The organism is Acidicapsa ligni (genome assembly GCF_025685655.1).
Lineage (GTDB): Bacteria > Acidobacteriota > Terriglobia > Terriglobales > Acidobacteriaceae > Acidicapsa > Acidicapsa ligni.
Genome location: NZ_JAGSYG010000002.1, coordinates 65,615 through 87,820, shown reverse-complemented (window position 1 = coordinate 87,820; position 22,206 = coordinate 65,615). Strand labels below are relative to the sequence as shown.

15 protein-coding genes are annotated in these 22,206 nt (G+C 56.5%); 7 read left to right on the top strand and 8 right to left on the bottom strand.

Annotated elements, in window-relative coordinates:
* The first annotated feature begins 177 nt into the window (after window positions 1-177).
* From OHL19_RS06790 to OHL19_RS06770, 5 genes are all read left to right on the top strand, one after another.
* Complete coding sequence (locus OHL19_RS06790) at window positions 178-1,317, top strand: polysaccharide biosynthesis protein (RefSeq protein WP_263356887.1); 1,140 nt, start codon at window positions 178-180, stop codon at window positions 1,315-1,317.
* Entirely contained in the window at window positions 1,314-2,483 is a 1,170-nt protein-coding gene (gene neuC / locus OHL19_RS06785) for a UDP-N-acetylglucosamine 2-epimerase (protein WP_263356886.1), read from the top strand. The genes OHL19_RS06790 and neuC overlap by 4 nt, the downstream gene beginning before the upstream one ends.
* Window positions 2,468-3,625 (top strand): DegT/DnrJ/EryC1/StrS family aminotransferase, encoded by a 1,158-nt coding sequence (locus tag OHL19_RS06780; RefSeq protein WP_317890565.1) that lies wholly within the window; start codon window positions 2,468-2,470, stop codon window positions 3,623-3,625. Before neuC ends, OHL19_RS06780 begins: the two co-directional genes overlap by 16 nt.
* Before the next feature lie 65 nt (window positions 3,626-3,690).
* Entirely contained in the window at window positions 3,691-5,082 is a 1,392-nt protein-coding gene (locus OHL19_RS06775; protein WP_263356885.1) for a M24 family metallopeptidase, read from the top strand.
* Between the two features lie 8 nt (window positions 5,083-5,090).
* The gene (locus OHL19_RS06770; RefSeq protein ID WP_263356884.1) at window positions 5,091-5,447 is read left to right on the top strand and encodes a hypothetical protein; all 357 of its coding nucleotides are present in this window, start codon (window positions 5,091-5,093) and stop codon (window positions 5,445-5,447) included.
* Window positions 5,448-5,516: 69 nt separating this feature from the next.
* Here OHL19_RS06770 and OHL19_RS06765 read toward each other — a convergent pair whose 3' ends face one another.
* The 8 genes from OHL19_RS06765 to OHL19_RS06730 all read right to left on the bottom strand — a co-directional run bounded on the left by OHL19_RS06765 (window position 5,517) and on the right by OHL19_RS06730 (window position 19,438).
* The gene (locus OHL19_RS06765; RefSeq protein WP_263356883.1) at window positions 5,517-6,368 is read right to left on the bottom strand and encodes a porin family protein; all 852 of its coding nucleotides are present in this window, start codon (window positions 6,366-6,368) and stop codon (window positions 5,517-5,519) included.
* A 203-nt stretch (window positions 6,369-6,571) separates the two neighbouring features.
* Window positions 6,572-9,760: an Rne/Rng family ribonuclease gene (locus OHL19_RS06760; protein WP_263356882.1), complete on the bottom strand. Its 3,189-nt coding sequence runs from the start codon at window positions 9,758-9,760 to the stop codon at window positions 6,572-6,574.
* Between the two features lie 555 nt (window positions 9,761-10,315).
* The gene (gene rodA / locus OHL19_RS06755) at window positions 10,316-11,431 is read right to left on the bottom strand and encodes a rod shape-determining protein RodA (RefSeq protein WP_263356881.1); all 1,116 of its coding nucleotides are present in this window, start codon (window positions 11,429-11,431) and stop codon (window positions 10,316-10,318) included.
* Window positions 11,431-13,653 (bottom strand): penicillin-binding protein 2, encoded by a 2,223-nt coding sequence (gene mrdA / locus OHL19_RS06750; RefSeq protein WP_263356880.1) that lies wholly within the window; start codon window positions 13,651-13,653, stop codon window positions 11,431-11,433. The genes rodA and mrdA overlap by 1 nt, the downstream gene beginning before the upstream one ends.
* A 92-nt stretch (window positions 13,654-13,745) precedes the next feature.
* Complete coding sequence (gene mreD / locus OHL19_RS06745; RefSeq protein WP_263356879.1) at window positions 13,746-14,267, bottom strand: rod shape-determining protein MreD; 522 nt, start codon at window positions 14,265-14,267, stop codon at window positions 13,746-13,748.
* A gap of 2 nt (window positions 14,268-14,269) precedes the next feature.
* A complete protein-coding gene (gene mreC / locus OHL19_RS06740; RefSeq protein ID WP_263356878.1) occupies window positions 14,270-15,574 on the bottom strand; it encodes a rod shape-determining protein MreC in 1,305 nt (434 codons plus the stop codon).
* A gap of 209 nt (window positions 15,575-15,783) precedes the next feature.
* Window positions 15,784-16,848: a rod shape-determining protein gene (locus tag OHL19_RS06735; protein WP_317890546.1), complete on the bottom strand. Its 1,065-nt coding sequence runs from the start codon at window positions 16,846-16,848 to the stop codon at window positions 15,784-15,786.
* Window positions 16,849-16,954: 106 nt separating this feature from the next.
* Window positions 16,955-19,438 (bottom strand): ABC transporter permease, encoded by a 2,484-nt coding sequence (locus OHL19_RS06730; protein ID WP_263356877.1) that lies wholly within the window; start codon window positions 19,436-19,438, stop codon window positions 16,955-16,957.
* A gap of 248 nt (window positions 19,439-19,686) precedes the next feature.
* On the opposite strand from OHL19_RS06730, the gene OHL19_RS06725 reads away from it, so the two are divergent.
* Window positions 19,687-21,177 (top strand): aldehyde dehydrogenase family protein, encoded by a 1,491-nt coding sequence (locus tag OHL19_RS06725; RefSeq protein WP_263356876.1) that lies wholly within the window; start codon window positions 19,687-19,689, stop codon window positions 21,175-21,177.
* 345 nt (window positions 21,178-21,522) lie between these two features.
* Window positions 21,523-22,104: a dihydrofolate reductase family protein gene (locus OHL19_RS06720; RefSeq protein ID WP_263356875.1), complete on the top strand. Its 582-nt coding sequence runs from the start codon at window positions 21,523-21,525 to the stop codon at window positions 22,102-22,104.
* Window positions 22,105-22,206: the final 102 nt, after the last annotated feature.

The window sequence follows — 22,206 nt, the reverse complement described above, 5'->3', positions numbered from 1 at the left end:
AACGCGCAGCAACAGTGTCTCAAATTCAGCGACCCGCGCGCACCCACAAAACCGAATTGATTACTATAGACGGCTCATCTCCATGCGACGCAATCAACATTACTTCCCTATTCTTTAGTCAACTCGAACCCTGCCGTTCCCATGCCAATCCTACTGCGAAGCATCTATACTAAGTCCGTGAACGAACGCCCCGACGCAGGATTTCCGCACAGGCAGATTGATTGGCACGCCTTCCTCAATCGTCCGCGACTTCCCTCGCCCTCGCAGAAAACCCTGCAGCAGCTTCGTGAAAAATCCATTCTGATCACCGGAGCAGGCGGCTCCATCGGCAGCTCACTGAGCCTCCAACTCGCACACCTCCATCCGAAGAAACTAGTCCTGCTGGACTCTTCAGAGCAGGCACTCTACTCTCTTCAGTCAAAGCTGAAAAACATCGGGCTCTGCAAAGATACACACATAGTCCTGGGCAGCGTAACGGACGCGCTTCTGCTCGATGAAACCTTCGCAATACATAGCCCGCAAATTGTCTTTCACGCTGCAGCCCACAAACACGTTCCCCTGCTTGAGAGCCATCCTCTTGCAGCCATAGCAAACAACATACTCGGCACCAATACGCTAGTTTTGCTTGCTCGTAAGCATGGCGCCGAGCGTGTCATACTTCTCTCAACGGACAAGGCCGCAGACCCCGCGAGCATACTGGGCGCAACCAAGCGCATAGCAGAGCAGATCACTCTCGCATATAAAGGAGTCGTGCTAAGGCTCGGCAACGTCCTCGAAAGCGATGGCAGCGTAGTAGAACTCTTCCTTCAGCAGATAGCGTCCGATGGCCCCGTTACAGTCACTGACCGAAATGCAAGTCGATACTTTCTCACAAGAGACGAAGCGGTCGATCTGCTCCTCACATGCTCTATTGAGGCAGGCTCCGCAAGCATCTTCGTACCCCAGTTAGATCGCTCTCATAACATCCTTTCTCTCGCTGAATTTTTGATAACTACGCAAGCAATGAACCGCTCCATTTCAATTACATTTACCTGCCCTCGCCCTGGAGATAAGGCGCACGAAATCCTGTGGACTGCAAGCGAATGCCCCTTGCAAAACTCGACATCCATACCGCTGCCGGGAGTGCTGCAACTTGCACCCTCTACCCCAGGCACCGCGCGGCTTGTCCACGCATTGGATCAGATGCAACAAGCCGTCAAAGAACGTGATCTCTCACGCGCCATGGAAGTGATTCAGCAACTCGTTCCCACCTATGTGCCCAGCGATACCATACGAAGCCTTGCGCAACAATCCAATCTGAAAGCGATCTCACAATGAAGCGCCGCATCGCAGTAGTCACCACCTCACGCGCAGACTACAGCCACCTCTACTGGCCTCTGTTTGAGTTATCCCGCCATTCAGAGATTGAACTCGGCATCATCGCACTCGGCGCACATCTTTCCCCCGAGTTCGGCCACACCATTCGAGAAATAGAAAAAGATGGCTTTCCCATCATCGCCCGCATAGAGTGCCTCATCAGCTCCGACACAGATATAGGAATGGCCAAAACAATCGGCCTTGCAACACTCAGCCTTGCAGATGCAATGGGCGCCTGGCGGCCGGATCTAATACTGCTGATCGCCGACCGCTACGAGATGCTCGCACCTGCTTCAGTAGCGCTCGCATTGCGTATTCCAATCGCCCACATTGAAGGCGGAGAAGTCAGTCAGGGAGCCATCGACGATGCAGTACGCAACTCCCTCACCAAGCTGGCCCATATCCATTTCACTTCGACAGCAACAGCGCGCAGGCGAGTCATCTCTATGGGCGAAGAGCCCTGGCGCGTACATCACGCAGGCGCTCCATCCCTGGACCATTTGCGGCGCAGCTCGCTATTGACCCAGGAAGCGCTTGAACATTTACTGTCGATCGACCTGCAACAACCAACCATCCTCGTCGCATATCATCCCGTAACCATTCATCGCGATACGACACGCGAAGCCGATGCGCTCTTTGCTGCCCTGAGTCGCGTCTCCGAACAGATTATCTTCATCTATCCCAATTCCGACTCAGGCAGCTATGAATTGATCGCACGTACAAAAGCCTTCGCTGCAGAGCGCCCAAACACAAACATATTTGTGAACCTGAGTGCTCTCACCTATTGGAGCCTGTTACGCCACGTCAACGTACTCGTAGGCAATTCCTCCAGCGGCATCATGGAAACCGCATCCTACGCACTACCCACCGTCAACGTAGGCATGCGCCAGCAAGGCAGAGAACGCGCCCGCAATGTATTAGATGTGCCTGCAAATGCAGAGGACATAGTCGCCGCAATCGAGCACGCGCAAACCTCAGAGTTTCGCGATAGCCTCGCAGGCATGACCAACCCCTACGGACACGGCAATGCCGCAGAAATAATAGTCGATATACTCGCAACCACTCCACTCAATAGCCTGCTCATCAAAGCTCCCGCACCTATCTCGGATGAATCGAAGGAGCACTAACCCTGCGCATACCGCTCTCATCTCCAGACATTACCGACGCAGAGATCGACGCTGTTACCGCAGTCCTGCGAACCAACACGCTCAGCCTCGGACCGAAGCTCGAAGCATTTGAATCCGCACTGGCATCCTTTCATCAAATGCCGCACGCTATCGCCGTCAGTTCAGGAACAGCCGCTCTACATCTGGCGATTCATGCATTGGGCATCGGCCCCGGCGACGAAGTGATCGTTCCTTCCTTCACCTTCATTGCCGTTGCAAATGCCGTGCGTTATGAAAGCGCCACTCCTGTCTTCGTAGATATAGATCCCGCGACATTGAACATGGACCCGGCATCTGTTGAAGCAGCAATCTCTTCCCGCACTCGAGCCATCATCATCGTTCATAACTTCGGTGTGCCCGCAGAGATGGAAGCACTCATGGCGCTCGCTCGCCGCCACCACCTCTTTGTGATTGAGGACGCCTGCGAAGCCATCGGCGCAACTTACAAGAACCAGCATGTAGGAAGCTTCGGTGATATCTCCGTCTTCGCCTTCTATCCCAATAAACAAATCACAACCGGCGAAGGCGGAGCAATCCTGACGCGCGACTCGCAATTAGCCGATCGCATGCGCGCTCTTCGCAATCAGGGCCGCTATCCATCAGGCGATTGGCTACAACACGCAGAGCTTGGCTATAACTATCGCCTCTCTGAAATGGCCTGTGCGCTGGGCATTGTGCAACTAAGCCGCCTCGATCAAATCCTAGTCGAGAGACAATCCGTAGCGGAGCGCTACGACAAACTCCTTGTCCTGAACCCATTGATCGAACGCCCACCATTACAGATCAAGCACCGCACGATCAGTTGGTTCGTATATGTCCTGCGCTTGTCTTCTTCACTGCCCATAGGCACGCGCGACATCCTTCTCGACATCATGATCAAGCAAGGTATCGCATGCGCCCGATACTTTGCACCCATTCATCTTCAACCTGCATATCAATCGCTGCACCAGGCACAACACGCGATACTTCCCGTCACAGAGTCAATCTCGCAGCGCACACTCGCACTCCCATTCTTCAATCGCCTGTCAGAAGACGACGCAGAATCTGTAGTCTCATCACTTACCTCCGCAATAGCCGAAGTAAGTGCAGGCCAAAAAGAATAGCTGCTTCCCAATCGTGCGGTAGTAAACTCATCCGTAGCCACACCACATTGCAAAGGCAAATACTTATGATCTACCTTTCGCGACTGCATCCGACACGCATATCTCTTCGCATTGCATGTGCCACCATGTTGCTCTTTACATTCTTCGTCCAACACGCGCATGCATTGGAGAAACAATCGCCCTCGACATATCACGCGCGTCGAGTCGCTCTCTCGCAGACGCTGCAAGGTGGAGTCGCCATTCTGTTCGCTGCAGAAGAACCTCTTCTGGACTTTATGCCCTATCGCCAGGATGAAGACTTCTTCTATCTCACCGGCTGGACAGAGCCAGGCGCAGCATTGATGATCGTCGCAGATGCGGCCTCCGCATCCTCCCCACGCAAATATCGCGAAGTCCTCTTACTCCCTGCCCGTAACCTGCGCATGGAAAAATACACCGGCACCAAGCTCGACGCAGCTACTCCCAACGCTGCACAAATCGCAGGCGTCGACGAAGTCTTACCCATGGCTGAATTACCCGCAGAGCTCGACAAACTGATCACGACAGATCGCCGCATCAGGAATCAAGTCTGGACACAGCCACTCGCATCCCAGGCCAAATCCCTGGCTGGCTGGACAGGAACAACGCTTGGCGAGGATGCCGCTCTACCGGAACATGACGTAACAAGCCTCACGATGCAGCTACGCATGACCAAGGATGAAGGCGAGCTTGCATTGCTGAAGAAAGCCAGCGACGCCTCCATCGCTGCTCAACGCGTCATGATGCGCTCCGCCAGGCCCGGCGTTACTGAACGCGCCATCGCAGGCAAGATTCTCGCAAAGCTGATGGAAGACGGCTGCGAACGCCCCTCATACGCTCCCATCGTCGGCACTGGTATCAACTCCACCACACTGCACTACTCCGATAACTCAGCAACACTCGCCGATGGCGATGTCATGGTCGTCGATGCCGCCGGAGAATACAGCATGTATGCCTCAGACATCACGCGCACTGTCCCCGTCAACGGACACTTCACACCACGTCAACGCGAAGTCTACGACGTCGTCCTTGGCGCACAACGCGCTGCAATCGCAGCCTTCGTCGCAGGCAAGTCCACCATTAACGATCCGTATCATAGAGACCCAAACTCACTCGATACCGCTGCGTGGAACTACATCAACACTCACGGCAAAGGCCTGCATGGCGAGCCCCTCAGCGACTATTGGATTCATGGCCTCGGGCACATGGTCGGCATCGCCGTGCATGATCCAGCCATCTATCCCGCCGTGTTGAAACCGGGCATGGTCTTCACCATCGAACCCGGCGTCTATATCCCACAGGAAAAAATCGGCGTGCGCATCGAAGATGTTTTCGTCGTCGGCGCAGATGGCAAACTCCTTGATATGATCGCCACTCTTCCACACACCGCAGATGAAGTCGAAGCAGCCATGCGATCAGACTCTGGCGACGCAAAGTAAGGAGAAGCATGTCTCTCGATGATCGCCTCAATGATCGCCTCGCACCCGAACAATTACAGCCACTGACGCAGGCATTTCGAGATCAGCTCATAGCCTGCCTTGAAGAGTGCTCCGCAGGCCGGCACGGTCTTTTCAGCAGTCAGGATTATCTGGGAGAAGCATCAAAACATAAAGCATGGCCCGAGGCAGAACTCCTTCGCGAGCTGGCCTTCGCGCTTCAGTCAATCCTCGCGCAATCCGAAGAATCCGATCCGCTCTGCGATCAGTTCCTCGATCTCTGCTCCATCCACGGCGAAAGCGACCCCGGCGAGCCAAGGCTTGCACGAGCCTTCTTGGCTGAAATTGGCGGAAGCCGGTTGCGATGAATATTGCTCGCTAAAACAGATAGGTCCACATCATCAAGATGTGGACCTATCGACAAGGCAGAATTAAATCTACCAGCGAAGACCGAACGTAACCGGAATCAGTCCTGTCGTACCTAAACCATCCTGCTCACCAAGTCCCGGCGTGTTAATCCACACATAGCGAGCCTCTGCGAAAGCCTTCAGATTGCTATCGCTGCTCAACTTGCGCGTAAAACCTACACCGAAATTCAACCCGCCCTGGTTGCTGGAGAAGTGGCTCACCACAACATCCACAACGCCGACTTCGCAGAAGTAATAGCACTGTATAACTTCCTCAGGATCGGTAAAGCTCGTGACCTTACGATAGAATCCGCCACCGCCCGTCACATAGACATCGTTCTTGCGCGCAGGAAAAAGATCAACCACAGGATCAAGCGTCAACGACCAGATATGCGCATGCCCGCCTTGCGCGCCAGCATCCGAGATAAGTGCGCCAGGCAGCTTGTTATCCATGAATTGATACTCAGCCAGCAAACTCAAATGACGCTGCAGATGCAGCCCGGCGCCTACCGTAAAGTTGCCACCCCATGTAATGAATGGCTCATCGTTGCCGATCGGTGCATTGAATCCGCCGCCGGCCTCAAAAGCGATCCGGTTAGTCCAACTATGATCGTGATACCCATAGCTGACATCATGCCGCTCCGCCGCTCCATAAAGCGCAGGAGGAGCAGCCACGTATCCTTCCGTCGCTGCAGGGCTCAAACCATCTGTTGAACTGGAGAAGTTCGCGTGGGAAAAACCATCGCTGAAACCATCGTTGGAGGAGTGGGAAGATTCCGTCTGTGCCATCGCTGGAAATACGCTTACCGAGATAGCGCAAACAGTTGCGAATGCAAAGTAAAGGACGCGTCGCGCAGGCGACGCAGCTTTGTGAATGAACATACGTTGTGACCTCAAATGAGCTAAATTGCTTCCACCAGAGAGTCGTGCATCGCTCTCGTTGCAACATTAGACACATCTCTCTCAAAAAAGTTGCCCCTTGGCGATACGCATCGCAATCACTGCGAATCCATTCACGATTTCGTATTCAGCGCATGAAAAAGGGCTGAAGCTTTCGCCTCAGCCCGTCTCCATCTTTTTAAAAATTACCCTTGAATATCGAACTGCTCCGGATGCAGCGTTGCATCGCTCTTGATCAACACATTCTTGCCCGCGAGATCTTCAAGCTCCGTCAACCAGCGCGCATTGTTCGCCTTCAGTGCCTTCGCCGTCTCAGGATTGACGCGCAACAACACTTCGGTCTGGTCAAAATGCTTCCGCATCTTGCGCACTTCAATGTAGATTTCGTTGGCAACCGTCGCCGCGGACTTCACCATGCCGGTCGCCTGGCAAACAGGGCACGGCACACTGAGAGTTCGCTCTAGTGACTGCTTCACGCGCTTGCGCGTAATCGCCACCAGGCCAAAATCATTGAACTGCAATACCTTCGTCGGCGCACGATCCTGCTTCAGTGCCTCTTCGAGAGCAGCCATCACGCGAGTACGATTCTTGCGCTCATCCATATCGATAAAGTCGATCACGATGATGCCGCCAAGATCGCGCAGTCGAATCTGCCGCACAATCTCCGGAATCGAATCCAGGTTAGTCTTGAGAATCGTGTCCTCAAGCCGCGCCGTCTTGCCCACATATTTGCCGGTGTTGATATCGATTGCGACCAGCGCTTCCGTCTGGTTGATCACGATGGAACCACCGCTCTTCAGCCAAACCTTCGAGCGCAGCGCCTTCGAAATCTCATCCTGAATGCCGAAGTGCTCAAACAGCGGAATTTCCTTCGTGTACAGCTTCACACGCCGCACCAGGTCCGGCGAGAAGCGATTCAGGAAGCGAACAATCCGCTCGTAATCCGCCTCGGAATCAACCCATATGTGCGAGAAGTTATCGCTCACCTGGTCGCGCAGAATACGCTCGATCAGGTTGAGATCGTGATAGATCAACGCTGGCGACTTCGACGTATCCGCGCGTTGCTTGATGTCGTTCCAAAGATTGATCAGGAACCGCAGATCCGCGCGAAGCTCCTCTTCGGTCGCTCCCTCGGCAGCCGTGCGAACAATAAATCCGCCGGTCGCATCGCCCTTCTCACTCACCAGGATCCGCTTCAGCCGCTGACGCTCCTCATCCGAAGCAATCTTGCGGCTCACACCAATATGGCTGACCGTCGGCATGAACACCAGGAACCGCCCCGGCAGCGCAATATGGCTCGTGATCCGCGCGCCCTTCTTGGCGATTGGCTCTTTGGCAATTTGAACCAGGATCTCCTGCCCCGGCTTCAACAGATCGCTGATAATCGGCAGGTCCGAAGTCTGCGCCGAGCGCCGCGAAGGCCCGCGACGGCCATCGCCGCCCGAACCACCGGAGCTACCAGCTCCGCCCGGTCCGCGGCCACCGCGACGACCGCGGCCGCCACTCCTGTCCCCGCGATCCCGACCCGGTGCAGCCGCCGAACGGCCGCCTCCAACCGCAGGCGCACCCTCTTCCTCTGCATCCTCTTCGTCATCCGAATCGATCAGGATGCGATGATCCATGTGCGCTTCCTGCAACATCTCGCCCAATGCCCCTGAGCGAATCTGCTGCTGCAGCGTCTCTTCTTCCAGCTCTTCGAGATCGTGCTCTTCGCCGTGATGCGCCTTCAGCGGAGTGAACTCGTACTCCTCATCCTCGATAACTTCTTCTTCCACCAATCCCGCACCGGGAGCATACGCAGAAACCGCAGTCACCGTCTTCTGCACAGGCGCAGGAGGCTCAACTTCTTCCTCTTTCTTACGCGAACCAAAAAGATCCTTAAGCCGGAAGCCGCTCGGAGGCAACGGGTCTACATTGTGGCTCGCAGAGATGTCGCCATCATGACCTTCATGAGCATGCTCGCTTTCAGCCTCAGTAAACTGCTCAGCGGCATTCGCCTCTTCTTCCGCGCCAACTTCAGCTACCGCGTCTTCGTCCGAGAACTCAAGCTCTTCTTCTTCGAACTCTTCCTCATGCATTCCGCTCGGTATTCCGCTCGAAATTTCAGCCACCGGCAACGCATGAACTTCCTCAAACCCTTCAGCAGCCTCAACCACCGGCTCCGAAATCTCACCGGAATGATCCGCCAGGGCACTCACAGGTTCTGCAACACTGACAGGCTCTGCAGCGATTTCCGCCTCAGCCTTAACCGGAATGTTGACCGGAATATCGTGGCTAACCTTGACCTCCGGCTCAGCCCTGCGATGGCGGGCAATCGACTCGCCAGGCATCAGCCCCTTGCCGTCCCAGGCAATCTCATGCTCAATCAAGGTGGATGGCTTCGCCGCCGTCCGCTCCGGCAATGGATCGGAAGTATCCGGCGGAAGCTCGCTCAGAACCAACCGGCTCGGAGTAGGAACGATCGGTGCCGAGCCATATTTTCCCAGCGACTCACCCGGCAGCAGAAATGGCGTGGTAGCCGCCGAAGTCTGAACCGGCTCAGCCGACCTCTGCCTATGCCGCTCCGGAGCAGCCTCCCGAGAACTAACCGCTCGTGGCGCAGAAGCCGCAGCCTCAAACTCCAACCGAGGAGTCTCCGCTTCCTCTTCCTCATCCGCAACAATAAGCTCTTCCGTAGGTTCGCCGGCAGGCGCAACAGCACCGGCAGCCTGACCCGCCTCATCCCGTCCGCGTCCGCCGCGTCGTCGACGACGCCCGCGCAAACGGCGAGCACCCTGATCCTCGGCCTCATCCTGCTGAGCGGCAGCATCCGCAACCGACGCCGGAATCGCAAACTCATCCGCCTGCGCACCTGCCTGCGCAGTTGAAGACACAGCCGAAGTTACTGAAAATTGAGCAGCAGTCTGCCCCTCTGTCTCTACTGGAGTTGCCTGCCGTGGCTCTGCCAGCCGAGGCTCTCCGCGCCGTGGACGGCCATCCCGGCCACCGCGGCCCTCTCGCTCCCCACGCTGCTCCTCATTGCGAGGCGCGCGCTGTGCAGCCTGTGCCTGCTGTCCCTGTTGAGCCACAGGCGCTGCCATCTGCGGACGATGCGTGTCCCCGTTCGCCGCTGCTCTCTCTACCTCGTCCGTATCTTCCTGGTCTTCCATCTCCAGAAAGTCCGTGACATAGAGAAACGCATCGCGTTCCAGCCCTATATCCACAAACGCGGATTGCATGCCCGGAAGAACCCGGGTTACGCGGCCCTTGTAAACCGAGCCTGCGAGTGTATATTCATTTTCCCGCTCGTAGTAAATCTCTGCGAGCTGATCATCTTCCAATATCGCAAGCCGCGTTTCGTGCGGCGTGCTGGAGATACATATTTCCTTGGCCATGTTGCCTTTCCGTCCCGGAGCCTGAGCTCGTCGAGACCTGCGGCAAGGCCGAATGCAAGGGAGACACACGTACCAGGAGAGGAGAATAGGAAGGAAGCTGCTCGGGAAGGAATCCGGCTTTATATCCAGAATAAGATCCAATCGAGGACCCCATCTGTACCGGAGAAGAATCAGGCACGCCGCTCAACCCTGAAAAGGAAAAGCCTGCACACCCGGATTCATAGTACCCATGGCGAAAACGCCATTTACAGCAACTGCTTGAGCTCAGAGAGTTTGTGGCAAATGCCGTTAAGCCAGTAGCAACGCGACGAAACTGATTCTCCTGATCCGTGCCACCGTCGTTAATCGACAATGGAATCCCGGTTCCGGTGAGTTTCGTACTTAGGAAGCGCTGCACACGGTCTACCCGTCTCTGCGTGCTCATTCACCCAATCCTGCCGGGGCTGTTTGCAATCGAAACCTGCCGGCGAAGTGATTGATTCTTAACAACTACGAACTTTCAGCCCAATCTCCGGCTAAAAGTGAAAACCTTTGATACTACCTCTGTTGCCAGACCTAGTTCACAAAACGGCGCATACGGACATTCATAACCACACCCAGCGCCAGAAACGTGAACAACACCGAAGATCCGCCGTAACTCATTAACGGTAAAGGAATTCCGGTGACTGGCATAAAACCGATGACCATGCCAACGTTGACCGCAATTTGAAAGGTCAACACGGCGACAACTCCCATAACCAGGAGCGAGCCGGACATGTCTGCGGCCGTTTGAGCGTTCTGAATCAAACGCATCAATATCACGAAGTATAGCAGCAGAACAACAAACGCGCCCGTAAACCCATGCTCCTCACTAAAAGCAGCAAAAATGAAGTCCGCATGAGGAATCGGCAGAAAATCCCCCTGCGTCTGCGTCCCCTGTTCCGCTCCCTGGCCCCAGATTCCGCCCGAACCCACCGCAATCAGCGACTGCCGAATCTGGTATCCCGATCCCTTCGGGTCGTTATCCGGATTGATAAAACTCGTCAACCGCGCCTTCTGATACGGCTTGAGAATCTTGCCGCTCGACCAGACTCCGACAATCGCCACCAGCCCCACCGTACACAAAATCGCCGCCTGCTTCCAGTGAATGCCGCCCAGAAATAACCCAGCGAGCAAAATCGGCGTGTACGTCAAAGCCGTTCCCAAATCAGGCTGCGAAAGCACCAGCAGCATCGGAATGCCGACCAGCCCAATCGCTTTGAACACATCGCCCCACGTCAGCCGCTTTCCACCCAGATTGGCAAAGTAGTGCGCCACCAGCACAATCAGCACCAGCTTCACCCACTCCGACGGCTGAAAATGCATCGGCCCAATCTTGATCCACCGTCGAGCACCCAGCACCTTGCTGCCCACCAGTTTGACCGCCACCAGCGACAGCAGGCAAAATCCATACGCCCAATAAGCGACATCCAGCAGGCGGTGATAGTCGATCTTGGACATCACAAACATCACCACGATGCCCCCGCCAATCCAATACATCTGCTTGGTATGAAAGCCGGAGTACTTCGTATGCAGCGTGGCCGAGTAAATTTCAAAGACAGAAATGGTGCAAAGCGTCACCACCATCCCCAGCAGCGCCCAGTCAAAATCGCCAAGCCCGCCAAAACCCCTGGATCCTGTCGCACGCGGCATCAGTTAATCACTCTGCGAAAACGCGCAGCCAGCGCCCCTGCACCAGCAGACTCACCGGAACCCGCACCAGCCAGACCAGCCTTCATCGCATCCGCATTCACCGGCTCCATAGGATCCTTCGGCTCAATAGGATCCTTCGGCACCGGCCGAGGCCTGCTCGGAAAAGGCACCGAAGCCATCTTCGGAGACGAGTAAGGCGAACCCGTATCGATCAGAAAATGCCCACCACTCATCCCCGCAACCTGTAGCCCATCTGCCTGCTCATCGCCCTTGCCATTCGAATCAGCCTTTGAACCAGCTCGCGAACCAGCCCGATGCGCCTCCGGCTTAGGCGTCGACCAGACCGCCCCCATCTCCACCGGCGTCGATGGCTTATTCGCTTGCAACAGCAGATTTCCTTCCTGCCTGCGCTTCTTGTTCACATACGCCGTAATAATCTGTGCAGCCAGCTTCGCCGATCCCGATCCGAAATCGCCATGCTCCTGCAAAACCACCACAGCAATCTCCGGATTGCGTCGCGGAACCATCCCTACAAACCACGCATTCGGAGTACGCACGCCGCCTCGATTATGCGTATCGCCGCCGCCCACCACCTGCGCCGTGCCCGTCTTGCCCGCAAAATCGATCCCCTCAAGCCGCGAAGCCTGCGCCGTGTGATAAAGCCCCGGCTGAGTCGTCTGCGCCATGCCCTCGGTCACCGTCATCCACGTATCGGAGTTCAGCGAAACATCCTTCACTCCCGATCCCGAATACGTGTCCAGCACCGCCTGCTTGAACTGCGCCGGAAGCTGCTCGCTATTCACCACATGCGGCCGCACCAGGTGTCCATTCGAAGCAATACCGCTCAGCGCGCGCACCAACTGGATCGGCGTAACCGCGACCGCCCCCTGCCCAATGCCCACGGAAATGACCTCGCCCGCATACCATTTCTCGTGATAATTCTTCATCTTCCACTGTGTGGACGGCATCGTACCCGCCATCTCATTCGGCAGATCGACACCCGTCTTCGAGCCGATTCCCAGCGCAGTCGCGTACTTGGCAATCGTGTCGATCCCCAGCTTCGAGGCCAGATCGTAAAAGTACGTGTCGCAGGATTCCGGTATCGCCTCATGGATACTCAGCAAACCATGATGATGGTCGCATTTGAAGAAGTGTCCAAAAAATGTGCCGCCGCCCGCGCAATTAACCTTGAGATTCTGCGCAATCCCCTCCTGCAATCCAGCCACAGACATGATGATTTTGAAAGTAGACCCCGGGGCAAGTTGATCCTGAATAGCCTTGTTCATCAGCGGGTGATTCGGATCCGTAATCAGCTTGTTCCAATCCGACCGCCCAATACGCACCGCAAAAGCATTGGGGTCGTAGCTCGGATGCGAAACCAGCGCAAGAATCTCGCCATTGCGCGGATCCATCGCCACCACCGCACCATTGGCCGTGCCCAGCGCCAGCTCAGCAGCACGCTGAATATCGATATCGAGCGTCAGCTTCAGATCCTGACCCGGCGTAGCCAATTGAATTCCCTGCCGTCCAACCTCACGCCCGTGGCTGTCGACCACCACATCCATCGAGCCATCCTGCCCGCGCAGCAACTCGTCGTATGTCTGCTCTACGCCAGCTCGGCCCACCACATCGCCCGGTTCGTAATAGGCGTATTTCGGATCGTTGAGCATCTCCTCGCTCACCTCGCCGACATACCCGATCAAATGCGCCGCAAAGCCATCGCGCGGATACAGCCTTCGCTCCTCATCCACCGTCTCCAGCTCAGGAAGCTCATTCCGATGCGCCTCAATGAACGCTTGCTCATCCGGCGAAATATCCTGCTTGATCGGAATCGGCTGATACCCCGGAGCCAGCCGGAAGCGATGCAGCGTATTCCGCAACTGGTCCAGATCGAGATTCAGCCCCTTCGCGATCAACGGAAGATCGGCATCCAGATTGCGATTCTGTTCCCGAAGAAGAAAGCACGAGACCGAAGGATAGTTATCCACCAGCAGGCGGCCTTCGCGATCGAGCAATTTGCCCCGAGCCGCCATCACCGGAACTTTGCGAATGCGGTTCTGCTCCGCCAGCACCCGCCAGTTATCGCCGCCCAACACCTGCAACCGCCACAAACCGCCAACCAGCACCAGCATCATGAGCAAAATGCCGTACTGCACCACCGTCAACTTCAGCGGCTGCAGCTTCTCATCTCGATTCACGCGATCGATCTTATCGAAAGCCATAATTCGCCCGTATCCCGTCTATAAAAACATAGCGCCAATTCAGATTCGCCCAGCCTTACTCAAACAGACTCACACCAGATTCACTGCGTCGCCTAATCCCTGGCCTGCGTACGATCCAGCAACGGAAACACCGCCAGCCCAATCACCGCATTGCCCACAGCCTTCAGAACCTGGTCCAGCCAGTTCCACTCCAAACCCAATCCCAGCAGCACCCTGGTAATAAAGACCACCACCGCGCTGGAAAGTAATGCCAGCAAAAAATTCAACACCATCCGGATCGCATTGTTTTCCACCACAATGCGAACCCCTATCGAAGCAGCAAGAAATCCGCAGATCGTATTCGCAATCCCATGAATACCGATAGCTCCCTGCGTCAGCCCATCCTGCGCCATACCCAGCACAGCCCCAAGCAACGATCCATGAATCGGACTACGCCTGTTCAACGCAAAGTAGATCGTCACCAGTAACGGCAAATCGAAGTACGAATAATTCCGAAGTACCCGCGGCAGCCACGCCTGCAATACCAGCGCAGCAAGCGGCACCAGCACATAAATATAGATGGGATAACTGCGAGTCTCCAGATCGCGTCGGTAATCGGGTGTCAGAACCTGCATCGCTACTGATCCCCTCCCTGCGTTCCCGGCTTCGGTGTAACAGGCTTCGGCGTGACAGGTTTAGAAGTCGCAGGCTTGGTCGTAACAGGCTTAGACGTAACCGGCTTCGTCAACGTCTCATCCCCATCCGCAGCATCGCCGCTTCCCGTTGCAGGCGCTCCAGCACCGGTAGACCCCGGCGAAAATCGATCCGCATGCGCAGCAGGCAGTGGTTTCGGCGTTGGCGGAGGCACAGGAACACCCGAATCCGGCTGCCCATTCGCCCCCTGCTTCGCAGCATTCGGATCAACCGGAGCATTGGGATCAGTCAAACTCGGCAACCGCTCCGACATCTCCAGCGCAGCCTTTTTCCTCTCCGCATCCGCCGCCGCTTCCGCACCCTTCAACTCTTCGCTGGTCTTCAAATCCGCCATCTGCTGCGGAGACAGGTGCGCATCCAGCGCCGTAATCACCAGCACCTCATCCAGGTGCTGCAAATTTGCCGACGACTTGATAATCACATTGATAAATGATCCCCGGTCCGGATCGCGCGCCACTCGCTCCACTACGCCCACCGGAAGACCGCGCGGAAAAATCTGATCCCCACCCGCCGTCAGCACCTTCTCGCCCGGCTGAATCCTCTGATCGGCAAGAATATTAACCACCTGAGGCTGCCCCGCCGCATTCCCACGCAGAATTCCCCGAATACGCGTCGTCTCCAGAATCACCCCAGCCCCGCTGGTCTGATCGTTGATCAACAGCACCTGCGCCGAGTGTTGAAACACATCGCGCACCTTGCCCACAATCCCATCCGGAGTAATCACCGCCATATCCGGCTTCAGCCCATCCAGCGAGCCCTTATCCAGCACAATCACGCGCGACACAAGGCTGCCGCTCGTCCCAATCACCTGCGCCGGAACCGTCTGATAAATATAGCTTTGGCTAAAACCAAGCAATCCCTGTAGCCGCTGTCCCTGCCGCGCATCCTCGATCAGCGAAGCCTGCTCCAGCCGTAGCCGGTCGATCGTCTCCTGCAACTGTTTATTCTCTTCACGCGTATGGCGCAGGTCGAGATAGTTTCCCCAAAGCCCACTCGCGCCCGAGCTCGTCCCATGAATCGCCCGCTCAAACGGAGTCACCAATCCCGACGCCCAAAGCCGGATCAGGCGCACACCGCTCCCATCGCGATTCTCATGCGAATTCGCCGCCATTGCACTGCCCGCAATCGGAGCAGGTTTGCGCACCTGCACCGCCAGCCCGATCACCTGCAGCAGAAGAGCCGCCAGCAGCACGATCAGGTTGCGATAGCGGCTGAAAAAGGATTCCATGATGACTCAAGAATGGAGGATTGAACCAAGGACAAACTGTCCTCAATTGCATAACAGAAGATCACGATTTACAGCGATTGCCTTCAAAAGCAAATAAACTCATCGAGCACCCGAATCAATCTGAATACGGGCTATCTCAATAAGGCCACGCTCGTTCAGGCTAACGGGTGAACCGGCCACAGCCCGTTCACCCGCCCAGCCAGTCAGGATTAGTCGATCTTGATCTTGCGCAGCAGGCGGAAATCGGACAACATCTTCCCCGTCCCCAGCACCACAGACGCCAGCGGATCATCCGCTACCGAAACCGGCAAGCCCGTTTCTTCGCGAATGCGCTTGTCGAGATTCTTGATCAACGCACCGCCGCCCGTCAGCACAATACCGCGATCTGAAATATCCGCGGAAAGCTCCGGTGGCGTCCGCTCCAGTGCCACGCGAATCGCATTGATAATCACCGCAATGCACTCCGCCAGCGACTCGCGAATCTCGCTGTCGTTGATGGTGATCGTCTTAGGCACGCCCTCAATCAGGTTGCGCCCCTTGATCTCCATCGTCAGCGGCTTGTCCAGCACATAAGCCGACCCCAGTTCGATCTTGATCTGCTCCGCCGTACGCTCACCGATCAGCAGGTTGTACTTGCGTTTCAGATAGTTGGTGATCGCCTCGTCCATCTGGTTCCCGGCCATGCGAACCGACCGCGAATACACAATGCCCGAAAGCGAAATCACCGCGATATCACTGGTTCCGCCGCCGATATCGACCACCATGTTGCCGTAAGCCTCGGTAATCGGCAATCCCGCACCGATTGCCGCAACCATCGCCTGCTCTACCAGGTAGACTTCGCTGGCCTTGGCGCGGTACGCCGAATCCTCAACCGCACGCTTTTCCACCTGCGTAATCTCTGAAGGCACACCGATCACAATTCGCGGATGCACCAGCATCTTGCGGTTGTGCGCCTTCTGGATGAAGTAATTCAGCATCTTCTCGGTGACTTTGAAGTCCGCGATGACGCCGTCTTTCATCGGTTTGATAGCCACGATATTGCCCGGCGTCCTGCCGAGCATGTCCTTGGCCTCTTTGCCCACGGCTTCTACTTCGCCGGTATTTTTGTTAATGGCGACAATCGATGGCTCATTGACCACGATTCCTTTACCCGCCGCAAAAACGAGGGTGTTAGCTGTGCCAAGATCGATCGCCAGATCACTCGAAAACATGCTGAACAGCGAGCGAAAACCGTGCGAACGCGATGTACGCGATGGATAACCGTTAGATGACATTCTTGGATAAACTCTCTACGCCTAATTGTAAGGCCATCAGGCCGCTAGTGCGGGCTGCGAAAAACCCATCTTGGAATGTGGTGATATCACTTTTTCTCATCGCACGCTATTCCATGCGCAGAGCCTCCATAGGCTCAATCGAAGCAGCTCTGCGCGCCGGTAGCAGCGACGCAAATACTCCAATCACACAGAGCGTCAGAACCACCGCCGCATAAGTCCATGCATCCAATGGCTGCACTTGGTACAAAAATCCCTTTACCAGGCGCGCCGTTGCAAACGCCAGCAAAAGACCAATGCCAAGTCCCGCCCCAATCAGGATCAAACCCTGCCGAAGAATAAGCTGAGCTACACTTCCCCGCGTCGCACCCAATGCCATGCGAACCCCGATTTCGCGCCGTCGATAACTCACCAGTTGAGACAGCACCCCATACAACCCGGCAATCACCATGGCCACCGCCAGCCCCGCGAAGGAACCCACCAGGTACAGCCCCAGCCGCTGACTGAACGTGTTACCCTCCACCGCCTCCTGCATCGTCTGAAATCCATCCACCGCAAACCCCGGAGCGTCCCGATGGAAAACCGAACGCATATCCGCCGCAACCGGTATCTGGCCCCGCGTCTTCACTACAAAATTTACCTTCGTTTCTAACAGCGCCTGGTAAAAGAGTGACGTGGTTGGAATCTGCTGCTGCGGCACCAGGATGAAAGGTTGAATATCACCTCCAACGCTGGTATCCACCTGGTCTGCAAGCACGCCGACCACCGTGTACGGCCGGATCATCCCCGTATTCTTGCCGCCCAGGTCGATCTGCTTTTGCAGCGGATCCTTACCCGCAAAATACTTCTTTGCAAGCGTGTCGTTGATCACCACGACAAAAGGAGAAGTCGCCACATCGCTGTCGTCTATCATCCGGCCTCGCAGAACCGGCGTACCCATCGTGCGCGCATAATCGCCGCTGACAGCAGAGATGCGTCCATCTTTTTTATCTGCCTTATCCTTTGCCTCGCCGACCACCTCAAAACTTGTATTGATATCCATGCCCGAAAGAGGCGGACTCGTGACCAGCGCCGCACTCTCCACACCAGGAACGCTCCGCACAGCTTCCAGCACAGGCCGATACGTCAACGTAGCCACCGAGGGCGGCGCGTTTCCCGTATCCTCCGAAACCGTCATCCCGGAAAAACCCGCGGAATTTTCCGGCATAACGCTGAAAGCCGTAATGTGCGCCGCCTCGAAACCAAGCCGCGACTGTTGAAGATTCCATAGCGTGTGAAAGAGCAAACCCGTTCCAACAAGCAGCAGCGCCGAAAGGGCAACCTCGCCCATCACCAGCCATCCGCTCAACTTCCCGCTAACCGTGCGTGAACCAATACCCCGTGAAGCAGCCTGCAATGCCGCCTGCGGATTGGAGCGCGCCACCAGCAATGCAGGCAGCAGCGAAGACAGCAAAGTCGTAAGAATCGCGATCGCCGCCAGCACCAGCACCACCGTCCAATGAATGCCGATCGACTCCGCGCGCGGAATCGTTCCCTCCGGCAGCTTATGCACCAGCATCATAGCCAGTTGAGCAAGCATGACTCCGGCAAAGCAGCCGAAGAGGCTCAATACAATTCCCTCGGAAAGCAACTGCCGGATCAACCGCACCCGCCCGGCCCCCAGAGCCGCCCGCACCGCAAACTCCTGCTGACGCCCCAGGCACCGCGCAATCAGTAGATTCGACACATTGGCACAGGCAATCAACAGCACCAGCGCCAGCGCGGCAAACAACGCATAGAGCACAGGCTTCATCGACCCCGTCAACACCTCCTGATATAGCGTTGCGCGAAACGCATAAGAATTTCCAGAATCGGTCTTCGCAATATGCGCCGCAATCGAATCCAGCTCACCCTGCTCCTGGGCCGTGCTGATCCCCGGACGCAGCTCACCCACGACATTGAAAAAGTGATAGCCCCGATCCTTCAGCATCTCCGCCGTGGGCTGCACCGGCAGCCATACACCTTTGCTCATCTCCGGCCCCACCTGCTCAGGAAAGCGAAACGAATCCGGCATGACTCCAATAACGGTGTAGGACTTGCCGCTGACCTTGATCGCCGTCCCAACGATGCCCGAGTCGGCGTGAAAAACCTGCCGCCAGATCCCCTCGGAAAGCATCACCACCTGCGGACCGCCAGCCTGTCCCTCAGCCTCGGTAAAAGAGCGCCCCAGCAAAGGCTTTGCGCCAAGCATGGCAATCAGATTCGTAGTGATACGCGGCGCAACCACGCTCTGCGAGCTGTCATGCCCTTCAACCACCCCAATATCCTCGGAGTAGCCCGCCACCGCCTCAAGCTGCTGCGACTGATTGCGAATATCGCGGTAGTTCAACCACGAAGTAGTCGCGAAACCCGTCTTGTCCCCAGGCCCGATATAAAGCAGGCGATCTGAATTCGCATAAGGCAACGGCCGCAGCAGAACATTTTCAATCACCGTGAAGATCGCCGTGTTCGCCCCGACTCCCAGGGCCAGGGTCAAAATAGCCAGCAGCGCCAGCCCCGGTGTCTTCCGTAACTGCCGCAAAGCATAGCTCAAATCGTAGAACAGGGTCTGCATTGAAATCCTCCTGAAACTGAATGCCCTGCCACCAAACGGCACGTCACCTGCCAATCAGTTTATCGGGCAACTTCCACATTCTCAAGCAAATGCACCGCCCCAAACATCCGCGAATCCACGACATCTGTCCATAATTGAAAACGCCCGTCCATAAATGGACAAAGCTTTATGCGATAAGCTGAAAGGTCGGCCCCTGCCTGCGCATGTGGCCTATCAATAGCCTTTTCAGAAAACAAAGCGAGGCACCCGTGGCACACAAGCAATATCAAAACCTCATCGGCGGCCAATGGCTGCCCTCCGTAAGCGGTAAGACCTTCCAGAACATCAACCCCGCCGATCACTCCGACATCCTGGGCACCTTCCCTTCATCGAATGCCGAAGACGTCGCCCTCGCCGTAGCCGCCGCCAAAAAAGCCTTCGCCACCTGGCGCCTCGTCCCCGCTCCCAAGCGCGCCGAAATCCTCTATCGCGCAGGCCAGCTCCTCGCCGAACGCAAAGAACAATTCGCCCGCGAAATGACCCGCGAAATGGGCAAAGTCCTCGCCGAAACCCGTGGCGACGTCCAGGAAGCAATCGACGAAGCCTACTACGTCGCCGGCGAAGGCCGACGCCTCTTCGGCCAGACCACGCCCTCCGAACTCGCCAACAAATTCGCCATGTCCGTCCGCATGCCCGTCGGCGTCGTCGGCATGATCGCCCCCTGGAACTTCCCCATGGCCATCCCCTCGTGGAAGCTCTTCCCCGCCCTCGTCTCCGGCAACACCTGCGTCATCAAGCCCGCCGAGGACACACCACTCTCCACCTACAACCTCGTCCAGACCCTCATCGACGCAGGCGTCCCCGCAGGGGTAATCAACATCGTCAGCGGCTTCGGTCCCGAGGCCGGAGCACCGCTCGTCGAGCACCCCGACGTCCGCGCCATCAGCTTCACCGGATCAAGCGCCGTAGGCTCCATCATCGGCCAGCGCGCCTCCGCCAACTTCAAGCCAGTCTCATTGGAAATGGGCGGCAAAAACGCCATGATCGTCATGGACGACGCCAACCTCGAACTAGCCCTCGAAGGCGCGCTCTGGGGAGCATTCGGCACCACCGGCCAGCGCTGCACAGCCACCAGCCGCATCCTCCTGCACAAGTCCATCGCCGCCGAATTCACGCAGAAACTCGTAGCCCGCGCAGCCGCTCTCAAAGTCGGCAACGGCCTCGAAGAAGGCATCGAAGTAGGCCCCCAGGTCAACTCCGACCAGATCGCAACATCCACCAAATACGTAGCCATCGCCGAAGCCGAAGGCGCAAAGATCCTCACCGGCGGCAAAGCCCTCACCGAAGCCCCCTACGCCAACGGAACCTTCTTCGCCCCCACCGTCATCGGATCGGTCACACCCTCCATGCGCATCGCCCGCGAAGAAGTCTTCGGCCCCGTAGTCGCCCTCATAGAATTCAACACCTTCGAAGAAGCCATCGAGATAGCCAACAGCATCGACTACGGCCTTTCAACATCCCTCTACTCCAGGGATGTAAATCGCGCCTTCACCGCAATGCGCGACCTCGAAGCAGGCATCACCTACATCAACGCCCCCACCATCGGCGCCGAAGTCCACCTACCCTTCGGCGGCGTAAAACAAACCGGCAACGGTCACCGCGAAGGCAACGGCGCAATCGACTTCTACACCATCTGGAAAGCCGTCTACTTCGACTACAGCGACACCCTGCAACGCGCCCAAATCGACAACGCCGAATAACACCACCCAAACTCCCATCCTGACCACCAACAGCAGGATGGGAGAATCAAACATACCCCCACCACCCAAACCGCCCTCACCCTGCCGTTGCACTTGTACTTGCCCTTGCCGTTGCCGTTGCTGTTGCTGTTGCCTTTCTGTCTGTCATTCCCGCAGGGAATCTGCTGTTAGCATTTGCCGTTGCACTTGCCGTTGCTGTTGCATTTGCACTTGCCCTTACCGTTCTATCCGTCATTCCCGAAGGGAATCTCATTCCCCCCCAAAAAATCACAACCAACAACAACCCCAAAGCCGTAACATAGACCCGCTACGCCAGGAGAACGAAACCCAGACAAAGAGGCTCAAATGAGAAAGCTCAGAATCATGGAACACATCTCGCTGGACGGTGTAATCCAGCACTCCGCCGATGACGACAATTTCCCCTACAGCGACTGGACTGCGCCCTATCGAACCCTCGCTGGCAGAGAAGCAGTCCTCGCCGCATACGGCGGAAGCTTCGATCTCCTGCTCGGCCGCCACACCTACAACATCTGGTCAGGATTCTGGCCCAAAGCGCCATCCAGCCCGCTGGCGGACCGCCTCAATGCAGCAACAAAATATGTAGCGACCCACCACCCGGAAAGCCTCGAATGGGGCCCATTCGAGAGCGTGGGACCGAACATCGTAGAAGACATTCGCCGCATCAAGTCGCAGCACGGCCCGGACCTCATCCTCTCAGGCAGCTCCACACTGACATCCACGCTACTCGAACACGAACTAGCCGATGAAGTCCTGCTCATCGTCTATCCCGTCCTGCTAGGCACAGGAAAACGCATCTTCGCAGCGCAAACCCCACCACGCTCCTTCGAACTGGTCAACACAAACGCATTGCCATCCGGCATCCTCGTCAACACGTACAAAGCCGCCGGACCATTAAAGACCACATAGCTTCACCAGCTAAACATCTCCAACAAAATCCAGGCTCTGAACCCAAACCAACTGAACATAGAGAACATCATGACAATTCCCCTTCATGTCACACAAAGAGGA